Source organism: Bacillus cereus group sp. MYBK30-2, assembly GCF_051915945.1.
Taxonomy (GTDB): Bacteria; Bacillota; Bacilli; order Bacillales; family Bacillaceae_G; genus Bacillus_A; species Bacillus_A paramycoides.
This window is the reverse complement of record NZ_JBQAFR010000002.1, coordinates 411,659-435,609: the sequence shown is the minus strand read 5'-3', so window position 1 is coordinate 435,609 and position 23,951 is coordinate 411,659. Positions and strand designations below refer to the sequence as shown.

Sequence of the window (23,951 nt, the reverse complement as noted above, 5' to 3'; positions counted from 1 at the left end):
GTATGAAATAAATAATCATCATAAGTTTTTTATTTATATCATGTAGGAACCAAATATGAAATATTGCATATAAAAACACATTGAAGTTCATGTTGTTGATTACTATAATTTATCTAGTAGAAAGGGACTTTAAATTTTCCTAATGCATTGAGAATATGTGAATGATTTTTAAATATTACTTCTATGTAATATTTCATATTTATGAAATATTATTTATTAAGTAGCTTATATTATATTCAATAAGTTTGATGTAAAAACAGAAAAAGAGAGGAATAATAATGAGCAATAAGAAGTTTATTTTGAAATTATTTATATGTAGTACTATATTTAGCACATTTGTATTTGCTTTCAATGATAAGCAAGCAGTTGCTGCTAGCTCAGGTAATGGGCTTGAAAATTGGTCAAAATGGATGCAACCTATACCTGATGACATACCATTAACACGAATTTCAATTCCAGGAACACATGATAGTGGAACGTTCAAGTTGCAAAATCCGATAAAGCAAGTATGGGGAATGACGCAAGAATATGATTTTCGTTACCAAATGAATCACGGAGCTAGAATTTTTGATATTAGAGGGCGTTTAACAGATGATAATACGATAGTTCTTCATCATGGGCCATTATATCTTTATGTAACATTGCACGAATTTATAAATGAAGTGAAACAATTTTTAAAAGATAATCCAAGTGAAACGATTATTATGTCTTTAAAAAAAGAGTATGAGGATATGAAAGGGGCAGAAGATTCATTTAGTAGTACGTTTGAAAAAAAATATTTTCTTGATCCTATCTTTTTAAAAACAGAAGGGAATATAAAACTGGGAGATGCTCGAGGGAAAATTGTACTACTAAAAAGATATAGTGGTAGTAATGAATCTGGGGGATATAATAATTTTTATTGGCCAGATAATGAGACGTTTACGACAACTGTAAATCAAAATGTAAATGTAACGGTACAAGATAAATATAAAGTGAGTTATGATGAGAAAGTAAAATCTATTAAAGATACGATAAATGAAACGATTAACAATAGTGAAGATTTCAATCATCTGTATATTAATTTTACAAGCTTGTCTTCTGGCGGTACAGCATGGAATAGTCCATATTATTATGCGTCCTACATAAATCCTGAAATTGCAAACTATATGAAACAAAAGAATCCTACAAGAGTAGGCTGGATAATTCAAGATTATATAAATGAAAAATGGTCACCAATACTTTATCAAGAAGTTATAAGAGCGAATAAGTCACTTATAAAAGAATGAAGATTGTAATAGAAAGAAGCGATAAAATAAATCGCTTCTTTTTTGTTTTCTAAAAATTAACATTAGGTATAGTTTTACATATCGTACTTTCATGATAGGAAAAAATCGAAACTTGCGATATAATTACACATATAAAATTTGTACCTATAAATTTTATATGTAGTGATAAATTTAATTTATTGTAATGAAACGGAGGTATATACTATGAAGTTTCCACATGATTTTTTATTCGGGGCTGCTTCAGCTTCTTATCAAGTAGAAGGTGCATGGAATGAAGATGGGAAAGGTGTTACGAATTGGGATGAGTTTTCAAAAATTCCTGGCAAAACATACAATGGAACAAATGGTGATGTAGCTGTTGATCATTATCATCGATATAAGGAAGATGTTCGCTTAATGGCTGAGATGGGATTAGAATCGTATCGCTTTTCTATTTCTTGGGCGAGAATATTGCCGACTGGAGATGGAGAGGTAAATGAAAAAGGAATTGAATTTTATAACAACCTAATTGATGAATGTTTAAAATACGGGATTGTACCGTTTGTAACTTTATATCATTGGGATTTACCATTAACTTTAGAAAAAGATGGTGGGTGGACGAATAAACGTACAGCAGAAGCTTTCGTAAAATACGCAGAGATTTGTTTTAAGGCGTTTGGTGATAGAGTGAAACATTGGATTACTTTTAATGAGACAGTGATGTTTTGTGGATTAGGGTACTTAAAAGGTGCACATCCACCTGGAATACAAAATGATGTTCCAAAGTATTTTCAAGCGACTCATTATGTATTTTATGCACATGCAAAAACAGTTGCTGTGTACAAGCAGTTGAAACAATATGGAGAGATTGGCATTACGCATGTATTCTTACCTGCTTATAGTGTGGATGATCAAAAAGAAAATATACTAGCAGCAAATCATGCGAATGAATATGAAATGTATTGGTACTATGATCCAGTTTTAAAAGGTGAGTATCCGTCTTATGTTGTGCAGGAATTAAAGGAAAAAGGATGGACTCCTAATTGGACGGTTGAAGAATTTGAAATTATTAAACAAAATGCCGAAAAAAATGATTTTATTGGCTTGAATTATTATCAACCGATACGAGTGGAAAGATATGATATGGATATAAAGAATGAGGAACATTCTCGAGAAAACTCAACACTTGCTCCGGGTAATCCTTCTTTTGATGGTTTTTATCGAACTGTTAAAATGGATGATAAAACATATACAAAATGGGGATGGGAAATATCTCCCGAAGGTTTCTTAGATGGATTGCATATGTTGAAAGCACGCTACGGTGACATAAAGATGTATGTAACGGAAAATGGACTTGGTGATGAAGATCCAATCATTGACGGAGAAATTGTAGATGTTCCGAGAATTAAATTCATTGAAGAGCATTTAAAAGTAATGAAGCGTGCAATTCAAGAAGGGATTAATTTAAAAGGGTATTATGCATGGTCAGTTATTGATTTGTTAAGTTGGCTAAATGGATATAAAAAGCAATATGGCTTTATTTTTGTCGATCATAATGATAACTTAAAACGTAAGAAGAAACTTTCGTTTCATTGGTATAAGCATGTGATCGAAACGAGAGGAGAAGAGTTATAACAGATAAAAGAGTATTTTAGGAGAAAGTGTATGAGTGCAAAGTATAAACAAATTGCAGATGTGTTAGAGCAAGATATTCGAGATGGGCTTTTTAATGAAACGAAAAAACTACCTACAGAAGAGGCATTGATGAATCGATTTGAAGTAAGCCGCAATACGATACGTAAAGTAATTAGCCAGCTTGTGAATAGAGGCTATATTTTTCAAGTACAAGGTAGTGGGATGTTTTTACGCGAGACTTCTGTAACAGATTACATTAATTTAGGCAGTTTGCGTGGATTAACGAAAAATCTCGTTTCACAAAATATTGAAACGAAAGTGTTAGAGCTTGAAGTAATAGATGCAGACGAAGAGATAGCAAAGCGGATGCAATGTGAAATGGGGACTAGGTTATATTTCTTGAAGCGCTTAAGAATTGTAGATGGGAAACCATTCTCTATTGAAGTAAGTTATTTCAAAAAAGATATCATTCCTTATTTGAATGAAGAAATAGCATTAAGTTCTGTATACAGTTATTTCATTGAAGATTTACGATTAAATATTGGCTTTGCCGATAAAGTTATTAGTTGTGAAAAAGTAAATAAAGAAAATGCACAGCTTTTAGAAATAAATGAAGGTGATCCGGCACTTCTTATTGAAAATACAGTTCATCTTGTAAATGGAACCATTTTTGAGTTATCTCAATCGATGTTTCATTATGAAAAGACCAAACTTTTAAATCGGATTAATTTTAAGTGAAAATGAATATAAATAACTCTGTGAAAAAAGCAACTGATAAGAAAGATCAGTTGCTTTTTATTATTAAAGTGGATGAGCAAAAAAACCTGAAAGTGGTTGGTCCGTTTTTTGCAAACTTCTATTATGATAAGAGAAGAAAGGTAGTACTGTATTGATGCTTTAAGGAGGACGCTTTTTATATATCTCCTTTGTTTAAATAGACTGGCCTTAGAGAGGTGAAAAGACAATGAGTTTTGCAATTTCACTAGTTGTTATTATTGTAGTTGTATCACTGTTTGGGACCGTACTAGTCGCACGAAATGTGGAAGAGAATTATGGTAAGTCTACAAAGAGGAATGTGAAAAATTTATCTGCTATCTATGTCATCCTTCTTTTAGGGTTACTTGTAGGAGTTACGTGGTATGCGGTCGTTATTTTATAGAGTTTGTATATGATGAAAGTGATTAATACTATTATTACAGTGAATACTGTTATTAGTGAATGAGGGACGGTAGTTTTGAAAGGGGGGAACTAGATGGAATGGAAACCGAATCGTGCAGATAAGACTCCTGTTTATAAACAAATCGCTGATTATATTGAAAGAGGCATTTCTTCAGGTGAATTTCTTTCTAATAGTAAGTTACCTTCTGAACGTAAGTTAGCAAAGGAATTACAAGTAAACCGGAGTACGATAGTAGCTGCGTATGAAGAATTGAAATCACTTGGGGTAGTAGAACGGCAAAAAGGAAGCGGAACGCGGGTAAATACAGACATATGGGGTGTGTCACATAAACGTATACCAAATTGGGGGAGATACGTAGAGGATGGATCGTTTTTACCTAATTTACCACTTGTTCAGCAAATTCGAACGGAAACACAAAAAGATGATTTAATCAATTTAGCGAGTGGCGAATTATCACCAGAGTTATTTCCGACTGGTCAATTTCGAACAATTTTATCAGAACAAACATTTATGGAAAACCTCGGTTATGATCACCCACTAGGGAATGAAATGCTAAGAAAAACAATCGTAATACATGTTCAGCAATATAAACAAATAGAAGCTGATTCACGTTCTATTCTTATTACATCTGGGGCTCAGCAGGCACTTAATCTTATCGTTCAATGTTTGTTAAAGCCTGGAGATGCGATTGCAATTGAGGATCCATCCTATTGTTTTTCGTTGCCGATGTTTAAATCAGCAGGGGTAAAAATATTCCATTTACCTGTAGATCAGCACGGTATGAATCCAGATGACTTAATTGATCTGCACAAAAAGCACCGCATTCGTATGATTTTTTTAAATCCGGATTATCAAAATCCAACTGGAACGGTGCTTTCATTGGCGAGACGTAAAAAGATACTAGAACTATCTTCTGAATTTGGTATACCGATTGTAGAAGATGATCCATATAGTTTAACTTCTTTTAATGGAGAAGTGAATCCAACATTGAAATCAATGGATCAAAATGGAAATGTTCTGTATATAAGTTCATTATCAAAAATTGTTGCATCAGGATTACGTATTGGCTGGATAATTGGCCCTACGCGCGTAATAGAACGTTTAGCAGATGCGAAGCAGCAAGTTGATTTCGGTCATAGTGTATTTACACAGTGGGTAGCAAATCAATTTTTAGAATCAGAGGATTTTCATGCGCATATTACAATGCTTCGTGGACAATTGAAAAAAAGAAGAGATGAGTTAATTGCAAGTCTTGAAGAAATATTAGGGGACCGAGTTGAGTTTTTCGTTCCAGAGGGCGGAATACATTTATGGTGTAAAGTTCAAGGTTCATTTGACGAATATCATTTATTAGGCAAATCTATTCAAAATGGAGTAGCATTTGTCCCAGGAAGTGTACTAGGCTCGAAAAGTGAATATATACGATTTACTTTTGGGAGAGCGAATGTAGAACAAATTCAGGTTGGGATTACAAGACTCGCGGAGACTTTAAAAGAGATTTGATGATAAAGATGTTATAGGTGTGGGAAATCTAGTATTGAAATGAGGGCAAGCAGTTGAAGTTCTTGACGCTTTTACTTCAAGTAGGAGTGCTATATTTGTTTAGTTTGGCTGGTGTATGGATTCAGGAAGTATTTCATCTATCTATGCCAGGAAGTTTAATAGGAATGTTAATCCTTTTTCTTCTTCTTTCCACTCGTATTTTGCCATTAAAATGGTTTGAGATAGGTGCAGAAAAACTAATAGTATTTTTACCATTATTTTTAATTCCTTCGACGACTGGTTTAATGGAATATGGCTCATTTCTTTTAAGTAAGGGTAGTAGTATGTTCTTCCTAGTTGTTGTAAGTACTTTAGTAACATTGATTGTTTCAGGCTATGTAAGTCAATTATTAATAACATCTAAAAAATAAAAACGACAAGGTGCACTATTCAAATGGTCTTAATTTTTATTACTGTAGTGATTTATTTATTGGCGACAAAGTTATATAAAAAATTTACGTTTCCATTTACTTTACCGGTTTTAACAGCTACGGCAATTATGATTTGCATATTCCTTGCTTTCGGGATTTCTCATCAAGATTATAAGGAGAATGGGGGAGATATTCTTTCTAGCTTCTTGAGTCCTGCGATTGTAGCTTTAGCAATACCGCTATTTAAGGAACGAAAGATACTTATGAAAAACTTCTTTTCAATACTTGTAGGGGTAGTAATCGGTATAGTGGCTTTAATAAGTTTGAATGTAGTGATTGGGGAAATGTTGAATATAGATAAGGAACTTATATTAACAACTATACCGCAATTAGCGACGATGCCTATTGCAATTTCGCTAGCCAATCAAATTGGTGGTATCCCATCTATGACAGCTAGTTTTGTAGTTGTTGCAGGAATAACAGGTGCTATTATAGGACCGACAGTACTTAAGCTTTTCCGTATAACAAGTACGATTGGAAAAGGAGTTGGGATGGGCTGTGCATCACATATCATTGGTGTGAGTCGTCTAGTGAAAGAAGGAGAGAAAGAAGCAACTATCGGTTCGGTAACGATGATTGTAACGGGGGTACTAATTAGTATATTAGTGCCTTATGGAATGAAATTTTTATTTTAAAAATCAATGAATCGTAATAAGTAGTATAACACTACTCATTTTAGAAAGTAATGGGGATGATTAAAGTGACAACATGGTTTATAGTTACGTTATTTATTTTTGGTGCTCTTAAAGTACTAGTTTCTAGTATGCCAACTTCTGTTGTAGAATCAATTATTAGTAGATTTGAGTTACATCAAAAACTTGATGAAGAAAACACTACTGTAACGATAGATGGGAAAAACATAGAAGGAGAAATGAAACTTCAAGTTATTCACGAATTTAACGAGGCTTTATTTTTAGATAAACATTATTTTCCGCCGCAAGGAGAAGGAACACCATTAGTTATTGATACGAAGAAAGGAAAGAAAATGATTAGATTTTCTATATATAGCTATGAGGAACACGTTGATGTAATAAAGCAATATAAGAAGAAAGTAGTTGCATATCGTTTACGATCTAAAAGTCTTCAAAGTCGCTCAGTTGGAGTAACTGAAGATTATGCATAAGGAGAGACCGTTATAAAGACGGTCTCTTTATTTTTCGCATCCAATTATAAAATTTCCAAATAAGAGAAAAGAAAATGATATATCCAAAGAAAGAATAAATATGCTGCCAATCCGTACTATGTATAAATAAACCTAATCTCTCAGCAACTTGCTCAAAAATGCTAGCGCAAACGCCTATTGAAATAATAAATAGAGTTCTAGAAACTGTAGAAAATTTTTTTGACATTTGTATAAACGAGGCTGTTAAAATTGGCAGTACGAACAACGTAAAAGCAATGTTGACTGAAAATGTGGATGAGAAGGGCCTAACTGGAAATGAATATAATTGTTTATTAACAAAGAAAGCATCTAAACAAGTTCCAATAATAGAAGAGAGAAAGATTGTAACTACTAATGCTAGAAAATCATTCTTCTTCTCGAAGGAGGACATTTTTCTTTGCGAGAATTGCGAGTTCAATTTTTTCGAGTGTTTTGCAGTAGTCTTCTGTAATTTGTCCATTTATATTTTCCTCCTTATCGGTTAAATAGTGAATTATTTGCCAGTCGTTAAACCAATCTTCATGTTCTGTTTCTTCGTGTTCTATATTTTTCCATGCGTAAATAAGTGCAGGACTATATATACGATATGAATCCTTCTTTAATTGGCATCGCTTTATTCTTCGTTTATAAAACTCTCGTGAAAAGGATTCATTTACACTTGAAAATAAATGTGGCCAATAATCTTTTCGTGAGCCTGTATGAGGGTGAGTACCTGCCCAATGTGTAACTTGAGATAAAGTACGGTCATCATGAAATAATAATGCGTATAACCTTTTTCCAAGTAATATTCGTTCATGTAGTGAAGTGAAGTGTTTCATTGTGTCACCAATAAGTAATGTTTTAGGATTCATTTTACTTTCGTAAAAGGGAAAAAGGATATGATTGAACTGAAAGAAATCAAACAGTTTGAATCCAATACTATTTAGTACATTTTTTTTGAAGTATTCATTTTGAATGACTCTTCTTTCTAAGTAGTTTTGCTCGTTAATAATAGTTGCGATTGCTAATGTTTTTTTATTTCCAGTTTTCCAAAAAAAGTTCCACATCGTTTCCATAAATGTTGAAACATTGAGGTGGGAGAGAAGGTGAAAAAGGTTTTTTGATTCCTTTACACTATACTCGTATAGTAAAAATTGTGGGTATACATCTTGAAAGATAAGCCAATTTCCTCGTTCTAAAAAAGAAAAGAAAATAAATTGATCTTTCTCAGATAATAACTTCGTATATAGGTCCCCTTTTAAATCTGTCATGTTCCAACCACCATTACGTGATACCATATGTCCAAGCAGTGCCCAATGTATTTCAGGGTATTTTATATAAAATTGAAAATAGGCCTTCGTTCTTGTGACGTTATTTCGATTCAGTAATTTGGTTCGCTCTTTAATCGTATGGATTAATATTTCTTCTTCTTTCGTAAGTCTGTATATGATATTAGTAGTGTGGGTGCTTTTTTGTTTTAGTTCATTTTTTACATTGAAGAGGGATAGTGGAGTAATTTTATAAAGTTTATCATTTGAATTATTGTAGTGCACATAGTTCCCTCCCATTCATATCATTTCGTATAAGTCTGTTATCATCAATGTATTAATAACGACTTAAATAAATGATATGTGGAGGAAATGAAAAATTGCAAAGTATATAAAAAGGAAAGAGGAGATGGACTCTTCTTTCCTTTTTATTGTATTCATTTTAAATTTTCTCCAGATGTGTTCTTCACTGATGCATGAGGAGACTATAGCAGCGAAGGAAGTCAATACGTGATTTTTGCGAGTTATATAGTATATATCCCGTTTTCTAGTAGGTTACAAAATTCCCCTGCGTGAATAGGCTCACTGTAATAGTAACCTTGAATAAACTGACATTTATTTTTTTGGAGGAAATTCACGTGTTCTTTCGTTTCTACACCTTCAGCAATAACTGACATTTCTAATGTATGTGCTAATGTGATAATCGTTTTAATGATTTCTTTTCCATCCTCACACGTTTCAGACATTGTAATGAACTCTCTCGGGATTTTCAAAGTATCGATTGGATATAAAGGTAAGTATGCTAATGAAGAATAGCCTGTACCAAAGTCATCAATTGATATGTGAATCCCTAAATTCTTTAGTGTACGTAGTTTTAGTAATGTTTCTTTCTCATCCATCATTGCAATTCGTTCTGTTAATTCTAGATCAAGGGAACTTGCTGGTAAGCCTGTAATTGCTAAAGTAGAAGAAATAGAATTTACAAAGTCTTCTTGCTCAAATTCTTTAGCAGATAAATTTACTCCTATTTTTAAATGAGAATAGCCAGATGTATGCCAACATTTCATTTGCTGACAAGCTTGTTGCAATGTCCATTTCCCAATTGGAATAATTTGCAGTGTTTCTTCAGCAATTGGAATAAATTCATATGGAGAAATAACACCTAATTCTGGATGGTTCCACCTGATTAAAGCTTCAGCACCGATAATTTTATTAGATTCGCTATCAACTTGAGGTTGATATAAAAGGAACAATTCTTCATTTTGAATTGCGCTTGGTAAATCTTTTTCTAATCGTAATCGTCTTTCGATTTTTTTAGCAATTACATCGTCATAAATAGAGACGGAGTTAAGCTCTTTTTCCTTAGCATCATACATTGCAACATTAGCGTTTTTTAAGAGTGTAGCGGTATCGATTCCAGCAGATGGATATATAGCGATGCCGATACTAAGTGATAAAGTTAATTTATGCTCATGTATGACAAACGGTTTTTTCATGTCTTCAAATAATTGGTTGCATAACTGGAATAAGGAATCACGATCAGTATAGTTTTCAATTAAAATTGTAAATTCATCGCCACCGATTCTTGATACATGAGTACCTGATGAAAGACATGATTGGAGTCGCTTTGCTACTTCCTCCAATATGGAATCACCTGCCGAATGTCCAAGTGTATCGTTAATAGCTTTAAAACGATCTAAATCTAAATATAATAATGCAAATTCACCTTTTGTTGTTTCAGCATTTTTTATAACTTTTCTTAATTTCTTATGGAAAAAGGCTCGGTTCCCAATTTTCGTTACAGTATCGTGGAATGCCAAATATTTTATTTCTTCTTGTTGTTTTTTTAGTGCAGTAATATCCTTTACCATAATATAGCTTCCTGAAATTTGTCCATCTATCATAATAGGAACGATGGTAACGTATAAAAAATATGTAAAGCCATCTTTATATTGGGAACTAAGTTGTAAGGATGCTGATTCTTGCTGTTTAACCTTTTCTAATGCAGCTACCAGTTTATGTTTATCCTCATCTAAAATGATCGAAAAACATGTCTCACCAAGTAGCTCGTTCGTTGGTGCTCCGAGTAGTATACTTCCTGCTTTATTTACATTTAAGAATATTCCATTTAAATCAATAGTGAAAATAGGATCAGGGTGATACTCATATAATGATTTGAATTTTTGTTGTTTCTGAGACAGAGCCTCTGATTGATGAACTAAATCAGAAGTCCGTAAAGTAACTTTTTCTTCTAGTTGAGTATTAAATGCTTGTAAACGTTTTGTTAGGCTGTCGTTTTGCATACGCACAATAGAATGGCGGATAAGTACGAAAACAAAAGCGATACAATTTCCTGTAATGAGAGTTGAAGATGATGTTTGTTCTTTTAGTGTAAACCCGATTAGTATTGCAACAGCAAGATAGGGGAATACGACTAAAACTTTCTTTCCTAGTATAGGATTTACAATGAAATAATTTTTATGGCTATTATAATCTTCTGAAATAGAACCAGCTATCGCGATAAGTAATATAGGTATTCTATATAAAAGACGTAATAACGTTATAGTATCATTTGATAAATGGCTATTTAAGTAGAAATAAATATAGTTAAAAGTTGCAGAACTTATTAATACAAAAATAAAGATATAAATTTTCCTTTGGGAATTAAAAATTGTTGGGCGGAAAAAGAGACTAAGACCTAATAGAAGAAATAATAGATCTGCAATTGGATATAGAAATGAAAGGAAAACATCTCCAAGTGAAAGAGAGAATACATTTAAATCTGGCTGATTAAATAAGTACCATTCTAATGTGAATATGGAAGTAAGTACTATACATATATCACAAATAAAGAAAGCTTTTTCCCATTTATTGCATTCTTTTAAGATTTTATAGCAGAAAGCGATAAGGCAGAAGAATAGAAAAAACATGTAAAATACATCAGAAATAGTAAAATGATGTATTGGAATTTCGAAAAAGGTATCTTGATACGTATATACTATTTTTCCTAATAAAAAACTACCAATTGCTATTGTGATACATATCCAAAAAGGGTTTGAACTAACTTTTTTAGAATATATAGAGTAAATTAGTGATATAAATGTAATGGCTTCAACGATGAGTGAAGCGAAGCGTACATTGAAATTTGAAAAATGAGTAGGGAACAGAAAGAAAAACATAAAATAGATTGAATAGCATATCAATGTAGCGATTAATATACATAGTTGTAAATTTTTATTTAATTTCAATTGGATCACCTTCTTTAAGTATATAATTCTTAATATTTATACATAATAATATTACTTAAGGATTGTATCAGATTTCCTTATAAAAAGCATGCTTATAAGGAAAGGATTGAATAGTGAGATAATTCTTAAAGTTAAAAAGTGTTGTAGTTAATAATTTTTAGTTTATAAGGAATGTAGATATCATTTGTATATTTAGTCATCCTGTAAATTTTAAAGATTTTTTAGTAATTTGCAAGCGGAGATACAAAATTGTATATAAAATGATGGGAACTTCTCTCTAGATGAGGGGAGTTTTTCGTTATTATAGAGTATTAAGTAAGACCTTTGTATGTAGCTATTCTCATACTAATGAGGGATTAAAGAAAAGAGTTAATTATATACAATAATATGTAATACAGTAATTAGTTTTTAATATGGAGGGGGAATTATGGTAAAATGGGTGAAGTTTAGAATAGCACGTCCAACAGATAAGTTTGAAGAAGTAATAACATTTTATGAAAAGGGACTGGGTTTAAAGCGGATAGGTGAGTTTAATAATCATGATGGTTACGATGGAGTCATGTTCGGTCTACCGGATGAAGAATATCATCTAGAATTTACAAAACATATAGATGGAAGCCCGTGTCCAGCTCCAACAAAAGATAATTTACTTGTATTTTATATGCGAGAATATAATGAAATAGAAAAAGTGAGTATGAGGCTGTATGCAATGGGATACGATGAAGTAGAACCTGAGAATCCATATTGGAAAGAAAAGGGTATTACTATAGCGGATCCTGATGGTTGGAGAATTGTGTTGATGCAAATAGAAGAATAGGGTGTAATGAAGTTAGAGGAGAGCGAAGTTTCGAATTTTGATAGGATAAAAAAATATAAAAAAGCTTCCTTGGAGGAGATAAACTCATAGGGAATCTTTTTTTGTATTTATATTCTGAAAATTAAGATTTGAAATTAGGTTCTGAAAAGATGTAAAATGAGAACGTATATTCTTATGAATTTGAAAGTTTAGTTTGGGAGTGGGTTAGACGAACAGCCCAGCTAAGTTCATAAAAGAAGAATGAATTAATATTTTGATTGTACTTAAGTTTTGATACGGCAGCGATTAAAGTAAGTAATTAACTTATAAATATTTACAAGGAGGAATTATGAATACATATATCTATATGGTTAGGCATGGTGAATCACCAAAATTAGAAGGAGATGAAAGAACACGCGGATTAACTGAGAAGGGAATTTTAGATACTCATAGAGTAACTGAGATATTAAAAACAGAGGGAATTGACACTTTCATTTCAAGTCCGTATAAGAGGGCAATGCTAACGATAGAAAAGTCAGCCGATTTCTATGAAAAAGAAATATTAATATATGAAAATCTCAAAGAGTGTAGGTTTTCAAGTGAGGATAAGATTATATCAGATAAAGAGGTGTATCCACTTGTAAAGAAGATGTTCTTAAAGCCAGAGTTTTCACTAACTGAGGGAGAATCATATGTAGATTGCCAGAGAAGAGTAGTGAGAGTATTAAAAGAAATATTGATGGATTTTCAGGGGAATAAAATTGTAATTGGTACACATGGGCTTGTAATGACACAAATGATGAACTATTTTGATAATCAATATGGGTTTGAATTTTTAATGAATACATCAAAACCAGATGTGTATAAGCTAGAATTTAAAGAAGAGCAATTAATAAATGTAGAGAGATTATGGAGAGAAGAATAAAATGGGGTATATGGAGTGTGTTTTAAAAGTTACTTTTAAAACACACTCTTTTGTATTAAGTTGAGTTTTATATATTTTCACTGATTTGCTCTTTATTTTTGTTATATAAAGTATGTAAGAGTTTTTGAAATATCTTAAATGAGTACTGAAATATCGGACTTTGAATAAAAGTGTATAGAAAAGTTACGATAAAAACAGGACCACCTAGCATGTATCCAATGACTAGTACAAAACATTCTACAATGATTCGAGCCCGGCTAATAGACAGCCCTGTTTTGTCAGAAATGGTAAGCATGAATCCATCGCGAGGTCCAGCACCAATCCCAGCCGCAACGTACATACCGCCCCCGATGCCTGTGATTACAATGCCAGAAAATAAAATCAGTAAGTTTATCCATAGGTACTGAGTAGCATGCGGAAGGATATTTGATTGTAAGAAAAAGTCCATAATAGGACCGATAAGTAGTGCATTTAAAAATGTACCTACGTTTATATATTTTGGATCTACTAGTAAAGAGATAAGAACGAGACATAATCCACATATGACACTCCAAGTACCAATTGTCCACCCAAATCGTTGGTATAGAGCCATATTTAAAACTTCCCAAGGATGTAAACCGAGGAATTTAACTTTGACTGCGAGAGCATTTCCAAGTCCAAAGAAAATTAATCCTAAGAAAAAAAGAAAATAGCGAAAGAGAGTTAGCCTCATCTTTAAAACCTCCCAATATATAATGATGTATATTACATGTTTGGATTTTAATGTGCAAATATTATGTCTTTTGATGATTTGTTAAAAATGTAAATGGAATATATATCTTCACAGTCAAAAAAGTTAAAATATTTCGTTTTAAGGATTATAATAGAGAGAGAAATATAAAAGGAGTGAACGAATTTGAAACAAGAACTTATTGAAAGATTTACGAGATATGTAAAGATTGATACACAATCAAATGAAGAAAGTCATACAGTGCCAACAACACCAGGGCAAATTGAGTTTGGTAAGTTATTAGTGAAAGAGCTAAAAGAGATTGGGTTATCAGAAGTGACGATGGATGATAATGGTTATGTAATGGCAACACTTCCTGCTAATACAGATAAGGATGTTCCTGTAATAGGGTTTTTAGCTCATTTAGACACAGCAACAGATTTTACAGGGAAAAACGTAAAACCACAAATTCATGAAAATTTTGATGGTAATGCGATTACGTTAAATGAAGAATTAAATGTTGTGTTAACACCTGAACAGTTCCCAGAATTACCATCATATAAAGGACATACAATTATTACAACTGATGGTACAACACTTCTTGGAGCAGATGATAAAGCTGGTCTTACAGAAATCATGGTCGCAATGAATTATTTAATACATAATCCGCAAATTAAGCACGGAAAAATAAGAGTAGCATTCACACCAGATGAAGAGATTGGCCGTGGACCATCGCATTTTGATGTAGAAGCGTTTGGTGCATCATTTGCTTATACGATGGACGGAGGTCCATTAGGTGGTTTAGAATATGAAAGCTTTAACGCTGCAAGTGCTAAGTTAACGTTTAACGGAACGAATACACATCCTGGAACAGCGAAAAACAAAATGCGTAACGCAACTAAACTTGCTATGGAGTTTAATGGACATTTACCAGTAGAAGATGCACCAGAATATACAGAAGGTTATGAAGGATTCTATCATTTACTTTCTTTAAATGGTGATGTTGAGCAAAGTAAAGCTTATTATATCATTCGAGATTTTGATCGTAATCATTTTGAAGCACGTAAAAATAATATTAAAGATATTGTGAAAAACATGCAAGAGAAGTACGGTGAAGATGCAATTGTTTTAGAGATGAATGATCAGTACTATAATATGCTTGAAAAAATTGAACCGGTGAGAGAAATTGTTGATATTGCTTATGAGGCAATGAAAAGTTTAAATATTGAGCCAAATGTTCATCCGATTCGTGGTGGAACAGATGGGTCACAATTATCGTATATGGGATTACCAACGCCAAATATTTTCACTGGTGGTGAAAACTATCACGGTAAATTTGAGTATGTTTCGGTAGATATTATGGAAAAAGCTGTCCAAGTTATTGTAGAAATCGCAAGACGATTTGAAGAGCAAGCTTAAAAAGAGAACCAAGTAGTAATGAAGTGCTACTTGGTTCTTTTCTATACTAAAAAATACAAGGTAAAGTGATATACTGTTTACAAAATATTTGTAAATTCATGCTTTTTGAAAGGAATCAATGTTCCAGAACCAGTATGTGTGAAGTTTTTACATGTGAAAAAATAGATAGGTTTACCTATCTATTTTTCATTAGAAAATATTAATATAGAACTCGCCATAAATAAAATGTCGCGTAAGACTCCCAATGTATCCAATTTGCTGCAAATTCTTTTATTTCGTTTTTAGTTGGTTTCTTTTCGGAGCTTGTTATAAATTTGATAGCATTATGCAGGCCAACATCGTCAATTGGAAAGGCTGAAGGAAATCGCAAGCAGCGCATTAAAACATAGTGGGCCGTCCATGGCCCTATACCGCGAATGCTAGTTAATTGTTTTTCAGCTTGCTTCACATCTTGTATTTGTAATAGAGATTCTTTTGATAATTTACCTTCTGTAATGAGCAGCGCGATGTCAATTAAGTATTCGCACTTTCTTGTAGTCATTTTTAATGTTGCGAGATCTTCTACATCTAGATTTGCTATTACTTCAGGTGATGGGAATATCCAATGTTTTTGGTCGTTCCATTCTATATAATCACCAAATTGTTCGACTAATCTTCTTTTTAGAGTATAGGCGTATGTAAGGTTAATTTGTTGGCCGATAATCCCCCAGCAAAGTGCTTCAAATAAACTAGGAATACCTAAAGTACGAAGTCCATAATACTCTTTAATGGGTTTTTGAAGGAGTGGATCATGCTTAGCTAATTTGTAGAAGGGAGCTAGATTAGTATCTAAATCAAACCACTCTTTTACATATGTAGCTACAGCATCGCGGATCCATTTTTTAGAGATATATGACTCTCCTAAAAAACGTATTTGAATATTTCCATCAGTATTCATACTAATTTCAACTAAAGGATTTATTCCTTGGATGGGAATGACTTTATAGATTTTATTGTTTTCAACATGAAACATACATTCATTTGTAGAACGCGATAAATAGTGTAAGTTTTCTTGAAAACTAAATTCTTTTGGAACGACTAAAGTTAATGTTTCATTACAATCTTCTATCATATTTACTCCTCCTGAAACGCTTCTAACTTGAGCAATTCATTTTTCATGTCTAAACCACCCCTAAAACCAGTAAGCTTTCCATCTTTTCCTATAACACGGTGACAAGGAATTGTAATCAGAAGGGGATTAGCTCCAATAGCAGCTCCAACAGCACGTACAGCTTTAGGTTTTTGAATTCTTTCCGCAACTTCTGAATAAGAATATGTCTTTCCGTGAGGAATTTCACGTACCGTATTCCAAATAGATAATTGAAATTCAGTTCCGTAAGCACCGATAGGAAATGTAAAGGTTTCTAGCTTGTTTTCCAAATACTCGATAAGTTCTTTCGTATATGTTTGCAGATAATCTGGATTTTGGATGAATGTATGCTGTGGAAGTTTTCTTCTAGCCCACGTATTTAGTTCTTCAAAAGTTTTATTTTGTGATCCGATGAAGCATAATCCGTTTGAAGTGGCTGCAATATGCATACGCCAATGTTTATGAATAAGCAATGTCCAATATATAGTTTTATTTTCATATGGTTTCATTATTTCATTCCTCTTTTGTTCCGTTCTTTTTTCGATATTCAGTAGGGGTAAATCCTGTTTTCTTTTTAAATAAAGTCGCGAAATACTCTGGGTTTTCTATCCCAACAGCAGTGCTAATTTCCATAATGGATTGATTTGTATGTGAAAGGTATTCTGTCGCTTTTGTAATTCTGAATTGCTGTATATATTCTATTGGACTAATCCCTACAATTTTCTTGAAAGTGCGTTGTAAATGATAAGGGCTACCATGGCACATTTCTGCGAGCAAGTCGAGAGTTAATGCGTCACAATAATGTTTTTGAATATATTCTTTAATTTGATTTATCCACTCTTCATTAGGTAAAGTAAGGCCATTTGGTTTGCAACGTTTGCACGGACGGAATTTTTCATATAACGCTTGCTCCACATTAAGAAAAATTCGTACATTGTTTTTATTCGGTATTCTCGATCTGCATGATGGACGACAAAAAATACGAGTCGATTTTACAGCATAAAAGAATTTGTCATCAAATGAAGAGTCATTATGAATAATTGCTTGCCAATACTCATCTGTTAATTCGCATCTTTGCAATTTTTCGTTGTACACAGAACGTCACCTCCGAGATTAGTATAACCTGAATAAAATACATATGTCCGCAATTACTGATGTAAGAGCAAGATTACAAAGATGAAACTATGATAGGTTATCTATTTTGTGTTAGCATGAAAACAGAAAATGCACATCAAGAGGAGGAACATATATGAAGTTTATTTCGTGGAATGTAAATGGTTTGCGGGCAGTTATTGCGAAAGGTGGATTTTTAGAATATCTAGAAGAATCTAATGCAGATATATTTTGTTTACAAGAAATTAAATTACAGAGTGGACAAATTGATTTAAATCTAGAGGGATACTATACATACTGGAATTATGCTGTGAAAAAAGGGTATTCAGGAACTGCTATTTTTACGAAAAAAGAACCGATTTCTGTAATGTATGGTTTAGGAATTGAAGAGCATGATCAAGAAGGACGAGTTATTACATTAGAATTTGATGATTTTTATATGATAACGCTGTATACACCAAACTCGAAACGAGGATTAGAACGTTTAGATTACAGAATGGAATGGGAAGATGATTTCCGAGCGTATATTAAGCGATTAGATGAAAAGAAACCGGTTATTTTTTGTGGAGATTTAAATGTTGCCCATAAAGAAATCGATTTGAAAAACCCGAAAAGCAATCGGAAAAATCCTGGTTTTTCGGATGAAGAAAGAGAGAAATTTACATGTGTTTTAGAGGAAGGATTTATTGATACTTATCGATACCTATATCCTGAACAAGAAGGCGCATACTCATGGTGGTCATATCGTATGGGTGCAAGAGCGAAAAATATCGGATGGCGTTTAGACTACTTTGTGATTTCTGAAAGGTTAAAACATAAAATTACCGATGCGAAAATTAATAGTGAAGTGATGGGATCAGATCATTGTCCAGTTGAGTTACGTATAGGTTTCTAAAAAAAGAAGTATCTTCCTGAAAAAAGGAGATACTTCTTTTTTGTTCAGTTTGTTAAAATTTTTCAAATCATTCTTGAAATAATTAAATATTAAATATATACTTAATAACGATAATCATTATCAGTGATAACGATTATCAGAATGAGGGTGGTAAAGAATTTAATACTAGGGGAAGTGAACGAGGATGAATCTTCATTTTACGTAGATTTGTTAATGATGTGAAATATAGATGGGGATTATGTTTCATATAATTAAATTTCATTGTTGGAATAACATATTTTAAAGGTTTCGAGAGGAGATATACAAAGATGAACAAGAAATTATTTACACTAGGGATGGTTACAGTTTTAAGTGTAGGTTTAGCAGCATGTAATAGTGCAGACAAAACTTCTGGGGAACAAAAACAACAGACAAAAGCTACTGAAACGAAAAAAGATGAAAAACGAAAAATTACATATTTAGGTAAAGAATATACAGTGCCTGCGAAGGTAGATAAAATTGCGACGGCTAGTTTAGAATCAATGGAAGATGCAGCAGTACTTGGAATTAAACCAGTTGGAGCGATTACTATAGGTGGTAAATTACCAAAGTATCTTGAAAAAGATTTAGAGGGTGCGAAATCTGTTGGTGAGAAAATGGAGCCGAATTTTGAAACATTACTTCAATTAAAACCAGATGTTATTACATCAAGTACGAAATTTCCAGCAGAAACAGCTGAAAAATTTACGAAAGTAGCTCCGACGTTCCCAATATCACACGTTTCAACAAACTGGGAAGATAATTTAAAGTTAATGGGAGAATTAACTGGTAAAAAAGATAAGGCAGAAAAAATTATTAAAGATTACAATGCGGATGCTGAAAAAGCAAAAGCGAAATTGGGAGATAAGTTAAAAGATAAAAAAGTACTTGTAATTAGACTAAGAGCAAACGACCTATTCCTATATCCAGAAGGAGTATACTTCAATCCTGTAATTTATAAAGATCTTGGACTAACTGCTCCAGAACAACTTAAAACTGTAAAAGCACAAGAAAAGATTTCTTTAGAAAAACTAGCTGAAATAAATCCAGATTATGTTTTCTTACAATATGAAGCAAGCGAAAATAATAAACCGAAAGTGCTAGAAGAAATTGAAAATAATCCAATTTGGCAAAGTATGGATGCTGTGAAAGAAAAGAAAGTATTTGTAAACGTTGTAGACCCAATGGCACAAGGTGGTACAGCTTGGAGTAAAACAGCGTTCTTAAAAGAAGCAGTGAAAAAATTATCTAAATAATACAATAAGTAAGGTGCGTTGAATGATATGCAGAAAACAAATGCGGTACCAGTAACCATTTTATGTTTAGCACCCATACTAATCTTATTTACAGTCATACTATCAATTTTATATGGGGCGAAAAACATTGATGTTGAAACAGTGTGGAATGCATTATTTCATTTTGATTCAAGCGATGTAAATCATAATATTATTATTACTTCACGTTTACCAAGGGTAGTTGCAGCTCTTTTAGTCGGAGCATTTCTAGCCATATCAGGAGCACTTATGCAGGGGATGACAAGAAACTATCTTGCATCCCCTTCTATTATGGGTGTGACGGATGGTGCAGCTTTTGTTATTACACTTTGTATGATTTTTCTTCCAGGAATGTCATCAATCGGTATGGTTTTATGTTCAATGATTGGTTCTGCATTAGGAGCCGGTATAGTGTTTGGTTTTGGTTCGCTCCTTCAAAATGGCTTATCACCAGTTAGGTTAGCGATTATAGGAACAGTTATTGGGACATTTTTAAGCAGTGTATCGGCCGCGATGGCTTCGTACTTCCAAATTTCTCAAAATGTTAGTTTTTGGTTTAATGCTAAGTTAGATCAAGTGGATCCTAATGTAATTAAAATCACGGTACCTTTTGGGATAATTGGGATAGTTTTAGCGCTATTAATATCAAAATCTATTACAATTCTTTCTTTAGGAGAAGAGATTTCCATTAATCTAGGGCAGCGTACAAAGCTAGTTAAAGCGATGGCAATTTTATCAGTTATTTTTTTAACAGGAACGGCAGTTGCTTTAGTTGGGAAAATTGGTTTTGTAGGTTTAATTATTCCACACATTACTCGATTTTTAATTGGGGTAGATTATAAGTGGATTGTGCCATGTGCGGGCGCTATTGGTGGAGTTTTCTTAGCATTATGTGATGTTTTAAGTAGATTTGTTAATTATCCATTTGAAACTCCAATTGGAGTTGTTACATCTTTAATTGGAATTCCTTTCTTCCTTTATTTAATTCGTACAAGAGGGGGAGAGAGACATGCTTAAAAATTCAAATCAGCGTTTTGTAATGACAATGGGGACTATAATATTTTTAATTTTATGTGCTATTTATATTAGTTTAACAAATGGTACGTTTGATATTACGATTACGGATGTATTTAAAACAATTTTTAGAATTGATCCAGTGCCAGAACATGATTTAGTTATTTTTGATTTTCGTCTTCCACGAATTGTAATTGCTGGATTAGTAGGATTAGGTTTAGGTGTAGCAGGTGCAGTTATTCAAGGAATTACGAGAAATGGCTTGGCGGATCCAGGTATTTTAGGAGTAAATGCTGGGGCAGGAACAGCAATCGTAATTTTTATGTTTTTCTTTCAAGGACAATTAAAGAGCACAGACTGGGTTTCTATTATGATGATGCCGATGTTTGGCTTAGTTGGTGGATTAGGTGCAGCTATAATCATTTATATGTTTTCTTGGAAAAACGGTAAGTTAGATTCACAGCGCCTTTTATTAACAGGGATTGCAATTGGATCAGGATTTGGAGCCTTTTCTATGTATTTATCACTCAAAATGAAGTCAACTGATTTCGAAATGGCTGCAGTTTGGGTGTCTGGAAGCATATATAGTGCAAACTGGAAGTATATTATTGCCACGTTGCCGTGGCTTATTATACTAATTCCTCTTATACAAAAGAAAGCTTATTTATTAGATCTATTTCAATTGGAAGAAACGAGTATTACAAGTCTAGGTGTTTCAGTAGAAAGAGAGAAATCTATTTTACTATTAAGTAGTATCGGACTTGTAAGCGCATGTGTTGCTGTTTCAGGAAGTATTGGTTTTATTGGCTTAATGGCACCGCATATAGCGAAAAGGCTTGTCGGTATTCAGCATAAGCATGTAATCCCTACATGTGGAGTAATAGGAATGTTTCTTGTAATAGCTTCAGATTTTATTGCAAAAACAGTTTTCACACCTGTAGAGTTACCAGTTGGAATTGTTATTTCTATTGTCGGTGTACCGTATTTCTTATATTTACTTTATAAGGCGAAAGCGTAAGAGGGGGGAAGAGAAGTGAGTATTTTAAGTGCAAAAAGTTTAGAAACAAGTTATGAAAAGCTTACCGTGTTTCGCGATTTAAATGTGGAAATACAAGAAGGAAAAGTAACGACAATTATAGGTCCAAATGGTTGTGGGAAATCGACATTATTAAAAACAATGGGAAGAATTTTAAAGCAAAAAAGCGGTAAAGTGTATTTGCAAGGGCAAGATTTAAATAAGATTCCAACGAAAGAAATTGCAAAGCAATTAGCGTTACTCCCGCAAAATCCAATTGCTCCAGGAGAGCTTAAAGTAGAAGAATTGATTTCTTATGGGCGCTATCCACACCGCAATAACGTAAATAAGTTAACCGCAAAAGATAAAGAAATGATTGATTGGGCATTAGACATAACTAAAACGTCAGCATTTCGTACGAGACAAATTGCAAATTTATCAGGCGGACAAAGACAAAAAGTTTGGCTAGCAATGGCGTTAGCACAACAGACAGAGGTCTTATTGCTAGATGAGCCAACTACATATCTTGATATGTCTCATCAATTAGATGTACTGCAAATCGTGGAAAAATTAAATAAAGAACATAATTGTACGGTTGTAATGGTATTACATGATATTAACCATGCAGCTAGATTTTCAGATGAGATTATTGCAATGAAAGAAGGACGCATTATTACAACTGGTAGTCCTTCAGAAATTATTACAAATGAAGTGTTAAAAGAGGTATTTCATATTGATGCACGTGTCATGGTAGATCCGTATAACGGGGCTCCTGTTTGTTTCGGTTATGACAGCATCTATGAAGAAGAAAAAAGAGAACTATATGTAACAAGTTAAAGGGGGGAATATAAGATGAATATAACTATTGAAAAACAGCAAATTAGTATATGGAACACTGAACAGTGGAAAATGTATTCCAAATTAGAAAGCAGAGAATATCAAATTCATATTTCAAAGCCGAAGCAACCAGCACCAGATTCAGGGTATCCGGTCATATATGTATTAGATGGCAATGCTTTTTTTCAAACGTTCCATGAAGCGGTTAAAATACAATCGGTTAGAGCGGAAAAAACAGGTGTTTCACCAGCCATTATAGTTGGTATTGGTTATCCAATTGAAGGGGCATTTTCAGGCGAAGAAAGATGCTATGATTTTACACCTTCTATAATTTCAAAAGATGCTCCTTTAAAACCGGATGGTAAACCGTGGCCTAAAACAGGAGGAGCACATAACTTCTTTACGTTTATTGAAGAAGAATTGAAACCACAAATTGAAAATAATTTTGAAATTGATAAAGAGAAACAATCATTATTTGGTCATTCTCTAGGCGGATTATTTGCATTACATATAGTATTTACAAATGTAAATACTTTTCAAAATTATTTTATTAGTAGCCCGTCTATTTGGTGGAACAATCAATCCGTACTTGAAAAAGAAGAGAATCTTATAAATGAATTAAATGAAGCGAAGGTTGAAACGAGAGTATTCCTTACAGTTGGATCATTGGAGCGAGAGCATATGGTTGTAGATGCAAATGCATTATCAGAACGTCTTCTTCAATTCAAACATGAGAAGTTTAGATTTAAGTTTTATGAGGCTGAAGGGGAGAATCATGCATCAGTTGTACCGACTTCTTTAAGTAAAGGATTAAGATTTATTGGTCATTTGTAGAGGGTGTACGTGATATACACGATCTCCATATTTGGACAATTACATCAGGATTAGATGCTTTAAGCTGCCATGTAATGATTGATAAAAATCAGGATGATCAAGAAGTGCTTCAAAATATTATTACTATGCTAAAACACGATTTTCATATTGAACATAGTACAATTCAAATTGAAACACTTAATAAGCATAGTGAAATGGTCGTTTAATAAAAATCTACGAAAAGGCTATGGAGAATTTCCTCCATAGCCTTTTCATTTCTGTAAGTAGAATTGTCCTTTTTG

Annotated in this window: 24 protein-coding genes and 1 pseudogene; 18 read left to right on the top strand and 7 right to left on the bottom strand. The window is 33.0% G+C overall.

The window, feature by feature from the left end; genetic code table 11:
• The first annotated feature begins 278 nt into the window (after window positions 1-278).
• The 8 genes from ACTFQM_RS13810 (at window position 279) to ACTFQM_RS13775 (ending at window position 7,158) form a co-directional block, all read left to right on the top strand.
• Complete coding sequence (locus tag ACTFQM_RS13810; RefSeq protein WP_440034871.1) at window positions 279-1,268, top strand: phosphatidylinositol-specific phospholipase C; 990 nt, start codon at window positions 279-281, stop codon at window positions 1,266-1,268.
• Between the two features lie 204 nt (window positions 1,269-1,472).
• Window positions 1,473-2,882: a glycoside hydrolase family 1 protein gene (locus tag ACTFQM_RS13805; RefSeq protein WP_098988361.1), complete on the top strand. Its 1,410-nt coding sequence runs from the start codon at window positions 1,473-1,475 to the stop codon at window positions 2,880-2,882.
• Between the two features lie 30 nt (window positions 2,883-2,912).
• Window positions 2,913-3,620: a GntR family transcriptional regulator gene (locus ACTFQM_RS13800; RefSeq protein ID WP_440034869.1), complete on the top strand. Its 708-nt coding sequence runs from the start codon at window positions 2,913-2,915 to the stop codon at window positions 3,618-3,620.
• Between the two features lie 226 nt (window positions 3,621-3,846).
• On the top strand, window positions 3,847-4,041 hold the full coding sequence (locus ACTFQM_RS13795) for a hypothetical protein (protein ID WP_212936882.1): 195 nt from the start codon (window positions 3,847-3,849) through the stop codon (window positions 4,039-4,041).
• A 93-nt stretch (window positions 4,042-4,134) separates the two neighbouring features.
• A complete protein-coding gene (gene pdxR, locus ACTFQM_RS13790) occupies window positions 4,135-5,565 on the top strand; it encodes a MocR-like pyridoxine biosynthesis transcription factor PdxR (protein ID WP_440034867.1) in 1,431 nt (476 codons plus the stop codon).
• A gap of 53 nt (window positions 5,566-5,618) precedes the next feature.
• On the top strand, window positions 5,619-5,975 hold the full coding sequence (locus tag ACTFQM_RS13785) for a CidA/LrgA family holin-like protein (RefSeq protein WP_048371567.1): 357 nt from the start codon (window positions 5,619-5,621) through the stop codon (window positions 5,973-5,975).
• Between the two features lie 23 nt (window positions 5,976-5,998).
• On the top strand, window positions 5,999-6,670 hold the full coding sequence (locus tag ACTFQM_RS13780) for an LrgB family protein (RefSeq protein ID WP_002173036.1): 672 nt from the start codon (window positions 5,999-6,001) through the stop codon (window positions 6,668-6,670).
• A 65-nt stretch (window positions 6,671-6,735) separates the two neighbouring features.
• Complete coding sequence (locus tag ACTFQM_RS13775; protein WP_440034865.1) at window positions 6,736-7,158, top strand: YfmQ family protein; 423 nt, start codon at window positions 6,736-6,738, stop codon at window positions 7,156-7,158.
• 10 nt (window positions 7,159-7,168) lie between these two features.
• Here ACTFQM_RS13775 and ACTFQM_RS13770 read toward each other — a convergent pair whose 3' ends face one another.
• The 3 genes from ACTFQM_RS13770 to ACTFQM_RS13760 all read right to left on the bottom strand — a co-directional run bounded on the left by ACTFQM_RS13770 (window position 7,169) and on the right by ACTFQM_RS13760 (window position 11,692).
• Window positions 7,169-7,588, bottom strand: coding sequence for a CBO0543 family protein (locus tag ACTFQM_RS13770; RefSeq protein ID WP_440034864.1), 420 nt, complete (start codon window positions 7,586-7,588; stop codon window positions 7,169-7,171).
• Complete coding sequence (locus ACTFQM_RS13765; protein WP_440034863.1) at window positions 7,563-8,729, bottom strand: DUF2515 domain-containing protein; 1,167 nt, start codon at window positions 8,727-8,729, stop codon at window positions 7,563-7,565. Before ACTFQM_RS13765 ends, ACTFQM_RS13770 begins: the two co-directional genes overlap by 26 nt.
• Window positions 8,730-8,968: 239 nt before the next feature.
• Complete coding sequence (locus ACTFQM_RS13760) at window positions 8,969-11,692, bottom strand: EAL domain-containing protein (RefSeq protein WP_440034860.1); 2,724 nt, start codon at window positions 11,690-11,692, stop codon at window positions 8,969-8,971.
• A gap of 427 nt (window positions 11,693-12,119) precedes the next feature.
• Between ACTFQM_RS13760 and ACTFQM_RS13755 the strand changes: the two genes are divergently transcribed.
• Both ACTFQM_RS13755 and ACTFQM_RS13750 read left to right on the top strand, forming a co-directional pair.
• Complete coding sequence (locus ACTFQM_RS13755) at window positions 12,120-12,509, top strand: VOC family protein (protein WP_440034859.1); 390 nt, start codon at window positions 12,120-12,122, stop codon at window positions 12,507-12,509.
• 328 nt (window positions 12,510-12,837) lie between these two features.
• Window positions 12,838-13,413 (top strand): histidine phosphatase family protein, encoded by a 576-nt coding sequence (locus ACTFQM_RS13750; RefSeq protein WP_440034857.1) that lies wholly within the window; start codon window positions 12,838-12,840, stop codon window positions 13,411-13,413.
• Window positions 13,414-13,480: 67 nt separating this feature from the next.
• Here the strand turns inward: ACTFQM_RS13750 and ACTFQM_RS13745 are convergent, their stop codons facing one another.
• Complete coding sequence (locus ACTFQM_RS13745) at window positions 13,481-14,125, bottom strand: YczE/YyaS/YitT family protein (protein WP_440034856.1); 645 nt, start codon at window positions 14,123-14,125, stop codon at window positions 13,481-13,483.
• A gap of 183 nt (window positions 14,126-14,308) precedes the next feature.
• On the opposite strand from ACTFQM_RS13745, the gene pepT reads away from it, so the two are divergent.
• Entirely contained in the window at window positions 14,309-15,541 is a 1,233-nt protein-coding gene (gene pepT, locus ACTFQM_RS13740; protein WP_440034854.1) for a peptidase T, read from the top strand.
• Window positions 15,542-15,740: 199 nt separating this feature from the next.
• Here the strand turns inward: pepT and ACTFQM_RS13735 are convergent, their stop codons facing one another.
• From ACTFQM_RS13735 to ACTFQM_RS13725, 3 genes are read right to left on the bottom strand one after another with little or no spacing between them, the layout of a single operon-like run.
• Entirely contained in the window at window positions 15,741-16,652 is a 912-nt protein-coding gene (locus ACTFQM_RS13735; RefSeq protein WP_440034852.1) for a DNA-3-methyladenine glycosylase 2, read from the bottom strand.
• 2 nt (window positions 16,653-16,654) lie between these two features.
• Window positions 16,655-17,179: a methylated-DNA--[protein]-cysteine S-methyltransferase gene (locus tag ACTFQM_RS13730; RefSeq protein ID WP_440034849.1), complete on the bottom strand. Its 525-nt coding sequence runs from the start codon at window positions 17,177-17,179 to the stop codon at window positions 16,655-16,657.
• A 4-nt stretch (window positions 17,180-17,183) separates the two neighbouring features.
• Window positions 17,184-17,765, bottom strand: a complete 582-nt coding sequence (locus ACTFQM_RS13725) for a bifunctional transcriptional activator/DNA repair enzyme AdaA (RefSeq protein WP_440034846.1) — start codon at window positions 17,763-17,765, stop codon at window positions 17,184-17,186.
• Between the two features lie 154 nt (window positions 17,766-17,919).
• Here ACTFQM_RS13725 and ACTFQM_RS13720 point away from each other — a divergent pair, with 154 nt between their 5' ends.
• The 7 genes and pseudogenes from ACTFQM_RS13720 to ACTFQM_RS13690 form a co-directional block, all read left to right on the top strand.
• A complete protein-coding gene (locus ACTFQM_RS13720; RefSeq protein ID WP_440034843.1) occupies window positions 17,920-18,678 on the top strand; it encodes an exodeoxyribonuclease III in 759 nt (252 codons plus the stop codon).
• 308 nt (window positions 18,679-18,986) lie between these two features.
• The gene (locus tag ACTFQM_RS13715; RefSeq protein ID WP_440034841.1) at window positions 18,987-19,952 is read left to right on the top strand and encodes an iron-hydroxamate ABC transporter substrate-binding protein; all 966 of its coding nucleotides are present in this window, start codon (window positions 18,987-18,989) and stop codon (window positions 19,950-19,952) included.
• 27 nt (window positions 19,953-19,979) lie between these two features.
• Entirely contained in the window at window positions 19,980-20,987 is a 1,008-nt protein-coding gene (locus ACTFQM_RS13710) for a FecCD family ABC transporter permease (RefSeq protein WP_025148404.1), read from the top strand.
• The gene (locus ACTFQM_RS13705; RefSeq protein ID WP_440034839.1) at window positions 20,980-22,002 is read left to right on the top strand and encodes a FecCD family ABC transporter permease; all 1,023 of its coding nucleotides are present in this window, start codon (window positions 20,980-20,982) and stop codon (window positions 22,000-22,002) included. Before ACTFQM_RS13710 ends, ACTFQM_RS13705 begins: the two co-directional genes overlap by 8 nt.
• 15 nt (window positions 22,003-22,017) lie before the next feature.
• Window positions 22,018-22,836 (top strand): ABC transporter ATP-binding protein, encoded by an 819-nt coding sequence (locus ACTFQM_RS13700; protein ID WP_440034837.1) that lies wholly within the window; start codon window positions 22,018-22,020, stop codon window positions 22,834-22,836.
• Between the two features lie 15 nt (window positions 22,837-22,851).
• Window positions 22,852-23,670 carry an alpha/beta hydrolase gene (locus tag ACTFQM_RS13695; RefSeq protein WP_440034836.1) on the top strand — a complete coding sequence of 273 codons (819 nt, stop codon included), beginning with the start codon at window positions 22,852-22,854 and terminating at the stop codon, window positions 23,668-23,670.
• Window positions 23,667-23,876: pseudogene (locus tag ACTFQM_RS13690) on the top strand (cation diffusion facilitator family transporter); the annotation flags it as partial. The gene ACTFQM_RS13695 and the pseudogene ACTFQM_RS13690, both read left to right, overlap by 4 nt.
• Window positions 23,877-23,951 lie beyond the last annotated feature (75 nt).